The organism is Micromonospora sp. WMMD734 (assembly GCF_049178975.1).
GTDB classification, from domain to species: domain Bacteria; phylum Actinomycetota; class Actinomycetes; order Mycobacteriales; family Micromonosporaceae; genus Micromonospora; species Micromonospora wenchangensis.
This window is the reverse complement of record NZ_JBMHMK010000001.1, coordinates 5,868,916-5,882,840: the sequence shown is the minus strand read 5'-3', so window position 1 is coordinate 5,882,840 and position 13,925 is coordinate 5,868,916. Positions and strand designations below refer to the sequence as shown.

Genomic DNA, 13,925 nt, shown 5'->3' with positions numbered 1-13,925 from the left:
GACAGTAAGTCGGGCCTAGCCTAGCCTGGCAGGTCAGCCGCGCGAGGGTCGCCACCACAGCGGCTGGTGCCCGTCATCGGACCGGCCGGCACCCGGTCACTGCGCGGAATGGTGTTTACTTCCGCCCATGTCGGCAGCCGGCTGGATGCTCGTGGCGGCCCCCGTCGCCGCGCTCGTGTCACTCACCGCCCTCCTGCGCCCCCGGGCCGCCGGGGTGGTCGCCCCGCACCGCCTCGGCCTGGTCCGGGCCGCCCTGCTGACCGGTGTCTTCGCCGTGCTGACCGTGGAGGTGCTGGGCGCCCTCGACGCGCTCACCCTGCCCGCCTTCGCCCTGGCCTGGGTGCTCTTCGTCGCGGGGGTCGCGGTGGCGGTCGGCTGGCGACGCGACCCCGCCGCGACCCCGGCCGCCGTCGCGGGCAGCCGGCGGGCGGTGCTGGTCGGCGCGGCCGTCGGCGGCCCTGCGGCGGACCGGCGGACCGGCGGCGCGGCGTCCGGACCGCAGCCGCCTGCCGATGCCGTGGCACCCCCGACCACCGTCCGGGGCGGCGTCGCGGCGTTGCTTTCCGGATGGGCGGACCGGCTGACCCACCTCCGGCGTACGGCGACCCGGGGCGAACGGCTGCTCGCCGGCACGGTGCTCGCCGTGGTGCTGACCGAACTGGTGGTGGCGCTGCTGGCCGAGCCGAACAACTTCGACTCGCAGACGTACCACCTGCCGAAGGTGGAGCACTGGGTGGCCCAGGGCAGCCTGGAGTTCTGGCCCACCGCCATCCACCGGCAGGTGACCATCCCGCCCGGCGCGGAGTACCTGCTGCTGCATCTGCGCCTGTTCACCGGCGGGGACGCCCTGCACAACCTGGTGCAGTGGGCCGCCGGCCTCGGTTGCCTGCTCGTGGCCACCCGGATCACCGCCCAGCTCGGCGGGGGCCGGCGGGCCCAACTGCTCACCGCGTTCCTGCTAGCCACCACGCCGATGGTGGCCCTCCAGGCGACCAGCACCCAGACCGACCTGGTCGCCGCCGCCTGGGCCGCCTGCGCCGCCACCCTGGTGCTGGACGGCCTGCGCCGCCGGGCCGGGCTGACCGACGCGCTGGCGCTCGGCGCGGCCACCGGCCTGACCGCACTGACCAAGACCAGCGGGCTGATCGCCGTCGGGCCGTTGCTGCTGCTCTGGGGCCTGGCCCAGCTCCGGCTGGCCGTCCGCCCCGACGGGGTCACCGCCGACCCGGCCGGCCGGGCGCTCGGTCGGTCCAGGTCGGACCCGACGGACCGGCCGGGACCGAGCGGGGCCCGGCAGGTGGCCCGGACGGTGGGCGGCTCGCTGCTGGTGGTGCTGGTCGCGGCGACGGTGGTGGGGCCGTTCCTGGCCCGGGAGACGGCCGAGTTCGGTCACCCGCTGGGGCCGCCCCGGCTGCGGGAGTCCATCCCGATGGAACGGCACGACCCGGCCGCCGTGCTGGTCAACGCGCTGCGGATCGGGCACACCGCGTTCGACACCCCGCTGGCCCCGCTGCGTGCCGGCACCGCCGAGGCGATCATGGACGGCTCCCGGGCGGTCGGCGTCGACCCGCAGGACCGGGCCATCACGTTCGGCCGGGAGGTCTTTCCGGTGCCCTCCTGGTATCCCGACGAGGACCGGGTGGCCTTCCCGCTGGCCGGGGCGCTGGCGCTGGTCGGGGCGGTCGTCGCGCTGGCCCGCCCGCGCCGGCTCGTCCCCGGCCGGTCGGGTGCCCTGCGGGCGTACGCGGGGGTGGTGGTGGGCGCGGTGGTCCTGCACACCGCGATGATCAAGTGGCAGCCGTGGGGGAACCGGCTGCTCCTGTACGCGCTGGTGCTGGCCGTACCCCTGGCGGGGCTCTGGGTCGACGCGGTGCTGCGGCGGCGGGCCGGGACGGGCCGCCGGTCGGTGGCCGCCGGGCTGGTGGTGACCGTGCTGGCCACCTCCGCGCTGGCCGGCGTGCTGGCCCTGTCCTACGGCTTCCCGCGCCGGCTGGTCGGCGCGGGTTCGGTCTTCACGACCGGCGAGTGGGACACCCGGTTCCTACGCCGCCCGCAGTGGGCCGACGAGTTCCGCTGGGCCGCCTCGGCGGTACGGGCCAGCGACGCCCGACGGATCGGCCTGGTGCAGCAGAACGACAACTGGGAGTACCCCTGGTGGTTGCTGCTGCGCGCCGACGACGGTCGGTCGCCCGACCTGGTGGCGTTGCAGTCGGTGCTGCCGGACCGGCCACCGGCCGACCCCACGTCGGTCGACGCGATCGTCTGCACCGGCCCCCGCACCCAGTGCGCCCGACTCGTTCCGGCCGGCTGGACGATCGAGTACCGCGACCACGTCGGCTACGCGTTGCCCCCGGCCCGCTGAGCCACCGGGAACACACGTCGGGGCCGGCGTGGTGGTCCACGCCGACCCCGACCGGTCCCCCACGGGTCACTTCTGCTTGATCGGCACCACGATCAGCCGGGCGACGCTGGCGTCCCCGTCCTTGGCCCCGGCCACGTTGACCTTGGTGCCCACCTTCACGTCGCTGGCCTTGACGGTGGTCCGGCGCTCGACCACCCGCAGCTGGTCGCCCAGCTTCCAGGTCAGGGTGAAGCCGTCGGTGGACTTCACCGTCGCCGAGTCCCCGTCGATCGCGGTCACCTCGCCGCGCTGCACGACGACGGTCTTCGTACCGTCCTTGGTCTGCACCACCGCTTCGCCGTGCAGGCCGTTGCGGCCCAGCTGCACCCGGGCCTGCCGGCGCTGCCGCAGCTCCTTCAACCGTTCGCCACGCTTGCCCTTCTCCCCGGCCTGCGGGGACGGGGTGGCGGACGCGGCGGGCTCGGCGAGCAGATCCAACTCGGCCGGGTCGAGGCCCCACGCGGCCAGCGCCAACCCCTCGACGCCCAGGGCGGCGGCCACGTCGACCGTGGCGGCCTTCGTACCGTCCTGCGCGACCTGGGCCGACCCGCAGCCGGCGACGCCGAACGTGAGCGCCGCGAGCAGCGAGGTGGCGGTGACGGCGATTCCCCGATAAGCCATGACTGTCCTCTCGTCCGTGATGCCACCAGCCTGGCGGAACGGGATGGGCGCGGGGTCAGGCCGATGTTCGGGTCAGGTAAGGACTTGCGGGTAGCCGGACGGTGAACGCCGCGCCCCCCTCGGCGGCGTGCCCGGCGACGATCTCCCCGCCGAGTCGGCGGACCAGCCCGGCGGCCAACGCCAGCCCCAACCCGCTGCCCACCTTGCGGAGCCCCCGGTAACGCTGGTGCAGCGCCCCGCGTTCGAAGGCCACCGCCAGGTCGTCGTCGGTGAAACCGGGTCCGCCGTCGCGGACCTCCACCAGCCCACCGGCGGTCGGCCCGGCACCGGCCGGCCGGACCGCGAGCACCACCGGCGCCCCCGGCGGTACGACCCGCAGCGCGTTCTCCAGCAGCCCGTCCACCACCTGCCGGATCCGCCCCGGATCGGTGTACGCGGGCACCGCCGTGCCCGGCGTCTCCAGCCGGAACGGCACCCCGACCGCCGCACACCGCTCCGACCAGGTGCGTTCGGCGTCGGCGGCCAACCGGGTGAGGTCCACCGGCACCGGTTCCAGCGGGAAGTCCACCGCCTCCAGCCGGGCCAACGCCAACAGGTCGGCGACCAGCCGGTCCAGGTGCTGCGCCTCGGCGAGCATGGTCCGGCCCGTCGCGGTCGCCTCGTCCGCGCCGATCACCCCGTCGGCGAGCGCCTCCGCCCACCCCCGGATCGCGGTCAACGGGGTCCGCAGCTCGTGCGAGACGGAGAGCAGGAACTCCCGCTGCCGGCCCTCGCTGGTGGCCAGCGCGGCGGCCAGCCCGTTCAACGCGTACGCCAGGTCGGCGACCTCGTCGGGCGGTTCGACGGGCACCCGGACGGCCCGGTCACCGGCGCGCAGCCGGGCGGCGGCGGTGGCGGCGTGCCGGATCGGCCGGGCCAGTCGACGGGCCAGCAGCAGCCCGGCCGCCGCCCCGGCGGTGAGCCCGGCCAGCAGCGGCAGCCACAGGGCGCGCAGCACCTGCCGCCACGGTCCCTGCGGGGTGGCCCGGGTCAGCACCACCCCCTCCCCGCCGGGCAGCGCCCGCCCCTCGACGAGGGTCCGTTGGCCGTTGACGAACCGTCGGCCGGAGACGTCCCGGCCGGCGGAGACCCGGTTCACCACCTGTCGGGGCAGGCCGGGGCGGTCGGCCAGCCCGCCCTGGACGACGTACACCTCGATCTGCTGGTCCTTGAGCTGGCGGATCAGCCGGTCGCCGGCCGCGTCGCGCTGGCGGCTGGGCCGCACCTTCAGCACGTCGGCGGCGAGCCGGGCCTGCGCGGCAAGCGCCTCCTGGTCGCGGCGCTCCACCCCGCGTACCGCCAGGGGAACCGCGACCAGGGCGGTTACCAGCACCGACACCAGCGCCACCGCACAGGTGACCAGCACCGCGCGGGCGGTCAGCGTGTGCAGGGACCGGCGGCGGCGCGGGGTGGTGCCCCGGCGGGGGGCGGAGGGTTCAGCCATCGGCGGCGTACCCGACGCCCCGGTGGGTGCGGATCACGCTGGCCGCGCCGAGCTTCGCCCGGACCTGGGCGACGTGCACGTCGACGGTACGGGTGCCGGCGTGCGCCGCGTACCCCCAGACCCCGGCCAGCAGTTCCTCCCGGGTGAAGACCCGGCCGGGGCGGGCCATCAGGTGGGCGAGCAGGTCGAACTCGGTGGAGGTGAGCTGGACCGGGGTGCCGGCCGCGAGCACCGTGCGCCGGGCCGGGTCGAGGGTGACCGGGCCGACGGTGCGGGGCCGGTCCGCGCCGTCGGGGGCGCCGACGGTCCGCCGTAGCACCGCCCGGACCCGGGCCACCAGTTCGCGCGGGCTGAACGGTTTGGTCACGTAGTCGTCGGCGCCCAACTCCAGGCCGACGATCCGGTCGACCTCGTCGTCGCGGGCGGTGAGGAAGATCACCGGGGTCCAGTCGCCGGACTCACGCAGCCGCCGGCAGATCTCGGTGCCGGCCAGGCCCGGCAGGGTGATGTCGAGGACGCAGGCCACCGGGCGCAGCCGGCGGGCGGCGGACAGCCCGGCCGTGCCGTCCCGTTCCAGGTGTACGCCGAACCCGTCCCGGTCCAGGTAGAGCCGGACCAGGTCGGCGATGGCCGGCTCGTCCTCCACGACGAGGACGAGCCCACGCGGCGGTGTGGCATCGACGGTCACCGGCCCATGATGACCGACCGGGGCTCGGGCGCAACGGAGGGCCGTGTTCGGGTCAGGTAAGGAACCGGTCAGCGGGGCGGCAGCGCGTGTGGTGACGCGACGGGCGGTCAGCGGGCCGGCAGCGGGCGCAGCAGCGGGGCCGGCGCGACGGTCGGTGCGTCACCGATGGTGGCGACGACCCGTTCCTCGGGTCGGCGCAGCCGGGTCCGGAACGCGTGGTGCAGCAGTGTGTCGAGCTGCCACACCTGCTTCGGGTGCTGGGTACGGATGACGAACCGTTCGCGTACCCCGTCGATCGCGGTAGCGGCCAGCTCGACGGCCTGGGCGCGCGGGTCGGGGCTCCAGGTGACGTTGCTCAGCTCCCGCAGTTCGGTGTTGAGGTGCAGGCGCAACCGGTGCAGTACCCGGGTCTGCCGGGTCACCACCAGCCGACGGTGGGTGAGCAGCAGGAGATAGTCGCCGTCGACCGGGCGGTCGGGACGGGCACACCGGGCGACCAGGATGGTGGCGTCCCCCGACCCGACGCACTGGCGGAAGACCGGCATGTGCCGGCTCACCGTCTGGACCGCCAGCCCGGTCTCGGCGGCGGCCGGGAGGAAGGTGCGCGAGAAGACGTCCATACCTGGCCAACGAGCCGTGACCAGGGGTGATGTGGGTCACTGTCGACTTTTGGAACTTCCACTCCTGCGGGTCGCACCGCCGGTGCGTCTTTCCGCGCCGACGACCCGACCCGGGACGTCACACGGGCATCGGCGCGAACAGTTCACCGAGCCAACCCGGCACCGCGTCGGCGTACTCGGCGCGACCCGGGTCGGTGGTGGCCAGCGCCCGCCGCCAGGACAGCGCCCGGCTCACCGTGGTCACCCGGACGGCCAGCCCGGCGGCCTCCCGCAGGGCCGCCCGGTCGTGCCGGTCGGTCCACGCCTCCAGGTAGGCGTCCCGCAGCCGCAGCAGCACCGGGTCCCCCTCGGGCAGCGAGTAGGTGTGCGCCACCGACCGCAGGGTCACCAGCAGGGTGCCGAACGGGTACGCCACGGAGGCGTCCCCCCAGTCGAAGAAGCGGTAACCGTCGGCGGCGAACACGTTCCCGTCGTGCAGGTCGTCGTGCTGCACGCTGGCCGGGATGCCGGTGTCGGCGAGCCGCCCGCAGTCCTCGGCGAAGCGCGGCTGGTACGCCCGCAGCCGCTCGTAGGTCGCCGCGTCCAGCACACCGTCGTCGCTCCCGGCACCGTCGCCGTCGACCCGGGCGGCCGGGCGGGCGTCGCCGTCGCCATCGTCTCCGGGTGCCGGGCGGACATCGGTGCCGCCGGTGGCCGGGCGGGTGTCGGTGCCGTCGTGTTCCGGGGCGAGGAGCAGGGCGGCGCGGTCGTCGAGCAGCTCGGCGAGCAGGGCCGGCAGGGCCGCCGGCCGGTGGTCGGGCACGCCGAGTGCGACGAGGTCGTCGGCCCGGGTAGCCACCGTCCGTTGGAGGTCGGCGTAGGCGGCCAGCACATCGGCCCACCGGCCCGGGTCGGGTTCGGCCAGGTCACGCAGGGACGGGCCACCGTGGGGCAGCAGCGACCAGCCCCGCGCCGGGTCCACGGCCACCGGGTCGAGCACCCGGCCGGGGACGAGCCGGGGCAGTTCGGCCAGCAGCACCGCCTCGTACGCCGTGCCGGGGTTGTTCGCCTTGAACCAGTACGGCCCGGCGTCGGTGGGCACCTGCCAGACCAGCGACCAGGGGCGCTGCCGGGCCTCGACCGGGCCGGTGACCCGCCGGCCGTGCCGGTCGAGCTGCCCGGTCACCCAGTCCAGCGCGGTGGCCCGCCACTGCGGGTCGGCCCAGCCGGGGGCCACGGAGACGATCGTCACGCCGCGCAGAGTAGGCCACCCACCCACCCCGGCACCCGCCATTTTCGGTCGGACGGAATCGCGAGGGAGCCGAGGTGGCGGCAGCGGAGCCACCCGGACACCGCGACATCGGCCCCGTTACGGGGATCGGCGGACGGCGTCAGAGGAGTTCGAGAATGGTGGCGTTGGCCATGCCGCCGCCCTCGCACATGGTCTGCAGGCCGTACCGGAGGTCGTTGTCCCGCATGTGCTGGAGCATCGTCGTCATGATCCGGGCACCGGACGCACCGAGCGGGTGCCCCAGCGCGATCGCCCCGCCGCGCGGGTTCAACCGCTCCGGGTCGGCCTCGGTCTCGGCGAGCCAGGCCAGCGGCACCGGGGCGAACGCCTCGTTCACCTCGTACACGCCGATCTCCTCGATGCCCAGGCCGGCGCGGCGCAGCGCCTTCGCGGTGGCCGGGATGGGGGCGGTGAGCATGGCGACCGGGTCGTCGGCGGCGACCACGGCGGTGTGCACCCGGGCCAGTGGGCGCAGGCCGTGGCGGCTGGCCCACTCGCTGGTGGTGACGGCGAGCGCGGCGGCCCCGTCGGAGATCTGCGACGCGGACCCGGCGGTCACCACCCCGTCGGCGCGGAACGGGGTCTTCAGCTCGCCGAGCGCGGCGAGCGAGGTGTCCCGACGGATGCCCTCGTCGGCGGTGAACGAACGGCCGTCACTCAACGGCACCGGGGCAAGCTCCGGGTCGAACGCCCCGGCGTCCTGCGCGGCGGCGGCCTTCTCGTGGCTGGCCAGGGCGAACTCGTCGAGCTGGCTGCGGGAGAAGCGCCACCGGGCGGCGATCAGCTCGGCGCCGACCCCCTGGTTGAACGGGAGCGGCTGGTCGTCGGCGAAGCCCTCGACCCCCCGGTAGCGGGCCCGGATGAGGTCGCTGAACGGCATGCCGTCGCCGACGCTGGACCCCATCGGCACCCGGGTCATCGACTCGACGCCACCGGCCACCACCAGGTCGGCCTGACCGGAGACCACCGTCGCGGCGGCGAAGTGCAGGGCCTGCTGGCTGGAACCGCACTGCCGGTCGAGGGTGGTGCCGGGCACCGACTCGGGCCAGCCGGCGGCGAGCACGGCGTTGCGGGCGACGTTCCACGACTGCTCGCCGACCTGGGACACGCAGCCCCAGACCACGTCGTCGACCTGGCCGGGATCGATGCCGGTGCGGTCGGCGAGGGCGCGCAGCACGTGCGCCGACAGGTCGACCGGGTGCACCTCGGCCAGGCCGCCCTTGCGTCGCCCGACCGGGGTACGCACCGCACCGACGATGACTGCGTCACTCATGACTACTCCCCGGTAACTTCGGCTGTGTCGATACTACGTCCCCGGACGCCGGTCCGCCGCCCGCGTCGCCGGGGCCGGCCCGGCGCGGCTGGCATGCTGGAACGGTGCATCCACCAACGTCTCCGGCCCGTCAGTGGCGGGTCCCCCCGGCGGTCCCGGCGGTGAAGCTGGCCGGCGCGGTCGGGCTGGTCGCCCTCGGACTACTGCTCGCCGACGGCGACCCGGTCCGGCTGGCGCTGGCCGTCGCCGCCGCCGTGGGTATCGCCGCCTGGGCGGTACGCGACCTGCTCGCCCCGGTCCGGCTCGCGGTCGACGCCGACGGGATCACCGTCGTGCGGGGGTACGCCGGCCGGCGGTACCTGCCGTGGGAGGCGGTGGAGGCGGTCACCGTGGACCGACGGACCCGGTTCGGGCTGACCGGCGAGACGTTGGAGATCGACGCTGGCGAGACCCTGCACCTGCTCGGCCGGGCCGACCTGGGCGCGCCCCCGGCCGAGGTGGCCGAGGCGGTCCGGGCCGCCCGTCCCTGAGGTGCCGCCGGGGTGACCGACCCAGCGGGGCTGACAGATGTCCGACCACCGCCACGTTGCCACTCAGCCGAGCAGCATCGCGGTACGGACGATCACCAGTCCGAGCAGCGCGAGCAGGATGACCCCCGCACCGACCGCCTGGAACACCGAGCGCCGCATCCGGGGGGCGTACGCCAACACGAGCGCCATCAGCGCCCCGACGATCAGCCCGCCGACGTGGCCCGGGATGGAGATGCCCGGCACGGTGAACGTGAAGATCAGGTTGATCACCAGGATCGGCAGGATCGCCGAGGTGTCCCGGCCGAGCCGGCGCATCAGCACGAAGACCGCCGCGAACAGCCCGAAGATCGCCGTCGAGGCACCCGCCGACGCGGTGTTGGGGCTGCTGAACAGGTAGGCCGCGACGTTGCCGCCGAGCCCGGCCATCAGATAGAGGCCGAGGAACCGCAGCGGCCCGAGCAGCGCCTCCAGCTCCCGCCCCAGCACCCAGAGCGCCCACATGTTGAGCAGCAGGTGCACCACGCCGTAGTGCAGGAACATCGCGGTGACCAGCCGGTACCACTCGCCGGAGGCGACCCCGTGGGCCTCGCCGAACGGCACGTACGAGGCGTAGCTGAGCACCGAACCCCACTGGGTCAGCGGGGTGCCGCCGCCGAGCAGGCCGCCGAAGCCGGAACCGCCGATCAGCGAGTCCCCGCCCCGGTCACTGAGCACCGAGACGATCATCACCAGCACGTTCAGCGCGATCAGGGTGCGGGTGACCAGGCCGCGACGGCCGGCGGCACCGCCACCGAAGGCGGTACGCGCCGGCCGTACGCTGCGGCGTCCCTCGTTCACGCACTCCGGGCACTGGTGGCCGACGGGAGCGTCCCGCATGCAGTCCGGACAGATCGGCCGGTCGCAGCGGGAGCACCTGAGGTACGTCTCCCGGTCGGAGTGGCGGTAGCAGACCGGGGTGGTCGGCACCGACCCACCGGTGGCGTCGCCGGCCGGCCCGGAGCGTTCAGTCATGCGTGCAAAGGTACCTCGCAGCCGCGGTCAGGCCCCGGTGCGCTCGATCTCGACCCGCTCGATCACCACGTCCTGCAACGGCCGGTCGCTCGGGCCGGTGGGGGTGTTGGCGATCGAGTCCACCACCTTCGCCGACTGCTCGTCGGCCACCTGGCCGAAGATGGTGTGCCGGTTGTTCAGGTGCGGGGTCGCCCCGACGGTGATGAAGAACTGCGAGCCGTTGGTGCCCGGCCCGGCGTTCGCCATCGCCAGCAGGTACGGCCGGTCGAAGCGCAGTTCCGGGTGGAACTCGTCGGCGAACGTGTAACCCGGGCCACCCCGGCCGGTGCCGGTCGGGTCGCCCATCTGGATCATGAAGCCGCTGATCACCCGGTGCGAGATGGTGCCGTCGTAGTACGGCCCGTTGCCCGGCTTACCGGTGCGGGGATCGGTGTATTCCTTCTTGCCCTCCGCCAGTTCCACGAAGTTACGAACCGTCTTCGGAGCGTGATTGCCGAAGAGTTCCAGCCGGATCGGGCCAGCGTTGGTGTGCAAGGTGGCGTAGACAGCCTCGGCCACGGGTACTCCTCACTCGTTGGTCAGTTCCATGCGGATCCTCCCATGTGCCCCATCTGGCAGTGCGGAGGCATCCGTTGGTGGAGGATGACGAAGGAACAACTCCCAGGAGGTGGGACCGTGTTTGGAATCGGGCGGCGCAAGACCCAGGGGCAGCTGGCAAAGGTGGAGCTGCACCAGGGCATCGGTCACCTGAGGCAGGCCGCCACGCACGCGGCGAAGGGCGCCGGCGCCACGGTCGGCCCGCGGGTCCAGTCGGCCCGTAGTGCCGTCGCACCGACCGCCGTCGCGGTGCGGGACCGGGCCTCCAGCGGCCTGGCGACGACGGCCGCGGCACTCGCCCCGGTGGCCCTGGCGGTGCGCCACGCCCAGGCCGAGGCCGCCGGCAAGGCGGTGGCCGGCAAGAAGGCCGCCGCAGCCAAGCAGGCCAGGGTGACCAAGAAGATCAAGGCGAAGAGCCCGAAGGCCCGCAAGCAGAAGCGGACCTCGCGCGGCATGATGGCCGGCCTGCTGGTCGCCGGCACGGTGGCCGGGGTGGCCGGCGCGATGGCCCTGCGTCGCCGCCGCGAGCAGCAGGAGTGGGCCGAGTACGACCCGACCCGCAGCATCGGCACCGCCCCCGTCCCGTCGGCCACCTCCGGTTCGGCCGCCACCGGCGTCTCCACCGGTCCGGCCGCCGCCGGCGTCTCCACCGCCCCGGCCGCCGCCGGCGTCGACGCCCCCCGCGACGACGTCGACATCCTGGTGGTGGAGACCCCGTCGGCGGGCGGCACCACGCCCACCGGTTCGGCCACCCCGGCCACCGGCGTCGGCAGTTCCGCGGTGGCGTCCGGCACCCCGGCCGGCAAACCGGTGATCCACCCCAACGACAAGGTCCCCTCGGTCGCCGAGGGCGCCACCGACGTCTCCGGCCGGCCGGCCGACGACCTCGGCAAGGCGCTCGACGCCGCTCGGAACCAGGCGCAGTCCGGCACCCGGCGCTGATCCCCCGCACCACGTCGGCGGCGCGGCGACGACCCCACAGGTCGTCCCGCGCCGCAGCCGACTTCCGGCGGGTCGCGGGCCGCGCCGCCCGCAGCCCCCGGCACGGTACGGCCCGGCACCGTCATCCAGCCTGCCCAGGGCGGCGGCCCCCATGAGAACGTAAGGATTTTTCAGGGTTCCCCCCGACCGTTACGGGCCCACCCGGCGGGCGTCCGGCTCCTACAGTGCTCGTTATGTCGCCGACCACCGATCCGGAGCGTCCGGCTCCGGAGCCGAGCGGTGCCCCCTCGACGGGGCGCTCGGACCAGTCCGCCCAGCGCCCGGCCGGGCGTGAGCGGGCGCTGTCCCGGCGGCGGGTGCTCTCCGGCACCGCCGCCGCCCTGGCCGGCGCCGGGGTGGCGCTGACCGGCGAGTTCGGGTACGCGGAGGCGACCGCCGACAGCAAGCTGCCCGTCTACGGCGGGTACGCCGCCACCGTGCACGCCGACCGGCGCACCCCGCCCCGGTCGTCCCGGGTCGACGTGGTGTGGAGCGTGGACACCACCCGCCGGCTGATCGCGCTCACCTTCGACGACGGCCCGGCGCCCAACTGGACCCCACGGGTGCTGTCGATCCTCGCGCAGACCGACACCCCGGCCACCTTCTTCATGGTCGGCCGCCGGGCCCGCGAGTACGGTCGGCTGGTGGCGCACCGGCTCGACGGTCACGAGATCGGCAACCACACCTGGGCCCACCAGGATCTGGCGAAGATGACCTACGAGCAGGCGTGCACGGCGATCAGCCGGGCGCACAACGAGCTGACCCGGCTCTGGGGCCGGGAGCCCACCCTGCTCCGCCCGCCGTACGGGCACCTCGCCGGCAGCACCCTGCTCGCCGCCAACGACCTCGGCTACCAGGTGGTCCTGTGGAACCGGCAGATGCTTGAATCCCGGTTCACCCAGAATCCGGACGGCCTGGTCGACTACGTCGTCGACTCCTGTGAGCCGGGCACCATCCTGCTCGCCCACGACACCGGGCCGGTGGACCGGCTGGTCGCGATCCGGGGGTTGGCCGCGATGATCAGCGGGCTGCGGCGGCGGGGCTTCGAGTTCGTCACCGTCTCGCAGCTGATGGCGGCGGCCACCCCGGCCACCGCCCCGGCCCACTGACCGGGGGTCGGTCAGAGCCAGCCGTTGCGGCGGAACCACCGGTAGAGCGCCAATGAGATGGTGAGCATCAACGCGAGCACCCCCGGGTAGCCGTACGTCCATTTCAGTTCGGGCATGTTCTCGAAGTTCATGCCGTAGACACCGGCGAACGCGGTCCACACCGCCGCGATGGCCGCCCAGGCGGCGATCTTGCGCATGTCGTTGTTCTGGTCGACGGTGACCTGCGCCAGCCGGGCCTGGAGGATCGAGTTGAGCAGGTCGTCGTAGGAGTTGACCTGTTCGACGGTGCGGCTGAGGTGGTCCTGCACGTCGCGGAAGTACCGTCGTACCTCCTGCGGCACCTCGCGGTTGACCTGGGCGGTCAGCGTCAGCAGCGGCCGTTGCAGGGGGATCACCGCCCGCTTGAACTCCACCAGTTCCCGCTTCATCTGGTAGATCCGCTGGATCCGGCCGCTGCTCTGCCGGTCGAAGACGTCGGCCTCCAGCACGTCGAGGTCGTCCTCCAACTGGTCGGCCACCTCCAGGTAGAGGTCCACCACCCGGTCGGTGATCGCGTACGCCACCGCCCACGGGCCGTGCCGCAGCAGGTCCCGCTTGGCCTCCAGGTCGGCCCGGACCGGCGACAGCCGGCAGGCGTCCCCGTGCCGGACGCTGATCAGGAAGTTCGGCCCGATGAACAGCATCACCTGGCCGGTCTCCACCACCTCGGAGGTCTCGGTCAGCTCGCTGTGCTCGCAGTACCTGGCGGTACGCAGCACCAGGAAGCTGACGTCGCCGAAGCGCTCCAGCTTGGGCCGCTGCTGGGCCTTCACCGCGTCCTCGACGGCCAGTTCGTGCAGGCCGTACGTCTCGGCGATGGCGGTCATCTCGGCCAGTTCCGGTTCGTGCAGGCCGAGCCAGACGAACCCGTCGCGCTCGTCGCGGGCGGCGGCCAGCGCCTCGGCGTACTGCCACTGGCCGGGGCGGCGTTCGCCGTCGACGTAGAGGCCGCAGTCGACCACCCCGCTGCGTCCCGGGCCGGTGGGCGTGGGGGTACGGGGGGAGCCGTCGGCATTGAGGATGCGGGACATCGCGCGCACCGGGGACACCCAGGCGCGGGGGTTCAGCACCCGACCGCCGTGGAGTGTCGCCGACCGTTCCCGTGCCGCCCGGTCCGTCATGGCGTTCCCCCTCCCGGGTGTCCTGCTGCGGCTTGCAGGCTACGCCGCCGCCGTGGATGGCGGGTGTGGGCACCGGGCGGGTCGGGCCGCATTCAGGGGGGTGAGGGGGCGACCCGACCCACCCGGCACCGTTGGGGGCGGGGGTAATGCTGCCGCGTCGCCCACCCGTCCGGCGGGAACG

At 74.3% G+C, this 13,925-nt stretch carries 13 protein-coding genes; 4 read left to right on the top strand and 9 right to left on the bottom strand.

Annotation, left to right across the window (positions count from 1 at the left end; translation table 11 throughout):
* The first annotated feature begins 127 nt into the window (after nucleotides 1-127).
* Nucleotides 128-2,362 (top strand): phospholipid carrier-dependent glycosyltransferase, encoded by a 2,235-nt coding sequence (locus tag ACN267_RS25580; protein ID WP_421489816.1) that lies wholly within the window; start codon nucleotides 128-130, stop codon nucleotides 2,360-2,362.
* 66 nt (nucleotides 2,363-2,428) lie between these two features.
* On the opposite strand, the gene ACN267_RS25575 is transcribed toward ACN267_RS25580, so the two are convergent.
* The 6 genes from ACN267_RS25575 to ACN267_RS25550 all read right to left on the bottom strand — a co-directional run bounded on the left by ACN267_RS25575 (nucleotide 2,429) and on the right by ACN267_RS25550 (nucleotide 8,356).
* Complete coding sequence (locus ACN267_RS25575; RefSeq protein ID WP_204958260.1) at nucleotides 2,429-3,022, bottom strand: hypothetical protein; 594 nt, start codon at nucleotides 3,020-3,022, stop codon at nucleotides 2,429-2,431.
* Nucleotides 3,023-3,077: 55 nt separating this feature from the next.
* Entirely contained in the window at nucleotides 3,078-4,505 is a 1,428-nt protein-coding gene (locus ACN267_RS25570; RefSeq protein ID WP_204958261.1) for a sensor histidine kinase, read from the bottom strand.
* Nucleotides 4,498-5,193, bottom strand: coding sequence for a response regulator transcription factor (locus ACN267_RS25565; protein WP_204958262.1), 696 nt, complete (start codon nucleotides 5,191-5,193; stop codon nucleotides 4,498-4,500). Before ACN267_RS25565 ends, ACN267_RS25570 begins: the two co-directional genes overlap by 8 nt.
* A gap of 107 nt (nucleotides 5,194-5,300) precedes the next feature.
* On the bottom strand, nucleotides 5,301-5,813 hold the full coding sequence (locus ACN267_RS25560) for a hypothetical protein (RefSeq protein WP_204958263.1): 513 nt from the start codon (nucleotides 5,811-5,813) through the stop codon (nucleotides 5,301-5,303).
* 118 nt (nucleotides 5,814-5,931) lie between these two features.
* Nucleotides 5,932-7,044 (bottom strand): aminoglycoside phosphotransferase family protein, encoded by a 1,113-nt coding sequence (locus ACN267_RS25555; RefSeq protein ID WP_421489815.1) that lies wholly within the window; start codon nucleotides 7,042-7,044, stop codon nucleotides 5,932-5,934.
* Nucleotides 7,045-7,183: 139 nt separating this feature from the next.
* Entirely contained in the window at nucleotides 7,184-8,356 is a 1,173-nt protein-coding gene (locus tag ACN267_RS25550) for a thiolase family protein (RefSeq protein ID WP_281901803.1), read from the bottom strand.
* 104 nt (nucleotides 8,357-8,460) lie between these two features.
* Here ACN267_RS25550 and ACN267_RS25545 point away from each other — a divergent pair, with 104 nt between their 5' ends.
* Nucleotides 8,461-8,886 (top strand): PH domain-containing protein, encoded by a 426-nt coding sequence (locus tag ACN267_RS25545; RefSeq protein ID WP_204958266.1) that lies wholly within the window; start codon nucleotides 8,461-8,463, stop codon nucleotides 8,884-8,886.
* Between the two features lie 63 nt (nucleotides 8,887-8,949).
* On the opposite strand, the gene ACN267_RS25540 is transcribed toward ACN267_RS25545, so the two are convergent.
* Together ACN267_RS25540 and ACN267_RS25535 are read right to left on the bottom strand one after the other, a co-directional pair.
* On the bottom strand, nucleotides 8,950-9,897 hold the full coding sequence (locus ACN267_RS25540; RefSeq protein ID WP_204958267.1) for a rhomboid family intramembrane serine protease: 948 nt from the start codon (nucleotides 9,895-9,897) through the stop codon (nucleotides 8,950-8,952).
* 27 nt (nucleotides 9,898-9,924) lie between these two features.
* The gene (locus tag ACN267_RS25535; RefSeq protein WP_204958268.1) at nucleotides 9,925-10,455 is read right to left on the bottom strand and encodes a peptidylprolyl isomerase; all 531 of its coding nucleotides are present in this window, start codon (nucleotides 10,453-10,455) and stop codon (nucleotides 9,925-9,927) included.
* Between the two features lie 84 nt (nucleotides 10,456-10,539).
* On the opposite strand from ACN267_RS25535, the gene ACN267_RS25530 reads away from it, so the two are divergent.
* Together ACN267_RS25530 and ACN267_RS25525 are read left to right on the top strand one after the other, a co-directional pair.
* On the top strand, nucleotides 10,540-11,436 hold the full coding sequence (locus ACN267_RS25530) for a hypothetical protein (RefSeq protein ID WP_421489814.1): 897 nt from the start codon (nucleotides 10,540-10,542) through the stop codon (nucleotides 11,434-11,436).
* A 233-nt stretch (nucleotides 11,437-11,669) separates the two neighbouring features.
* Nucleotides 11,670-12,584 (top strand): polysaccharide deacetylase family protein, encoded by a 915-nt coding sequence (locus ACN267_RS25525; RefSeq protein WP_281901795.1) that lies wholly within the window; start codon nucleotides 11,670-11,672, stop codon nucleotides 12,582-12,584.
* An 11-nt stretch (nucleotides 12,585-12,595) separates the two neighbouring features.
* Here ACN267_RS25525 and corA read toward each other — a convergent pair whose 3' ends face one another.
* Nucleotides 12,596-13,744, bottom strand: a complete 1,149-nt coding sequence (corA, locus tag ACN267_RS25520; RefSeq protein ID WP_204958271.1) for a magnesium/cobalt transporter CorA — start codon at nucleotides 13,742-13,744, stop codon at nucleotides 12,596-12,598.
* Between the last annotated feature and the right edge of the window lie 181 nt (nucleotides 13,745-13,925).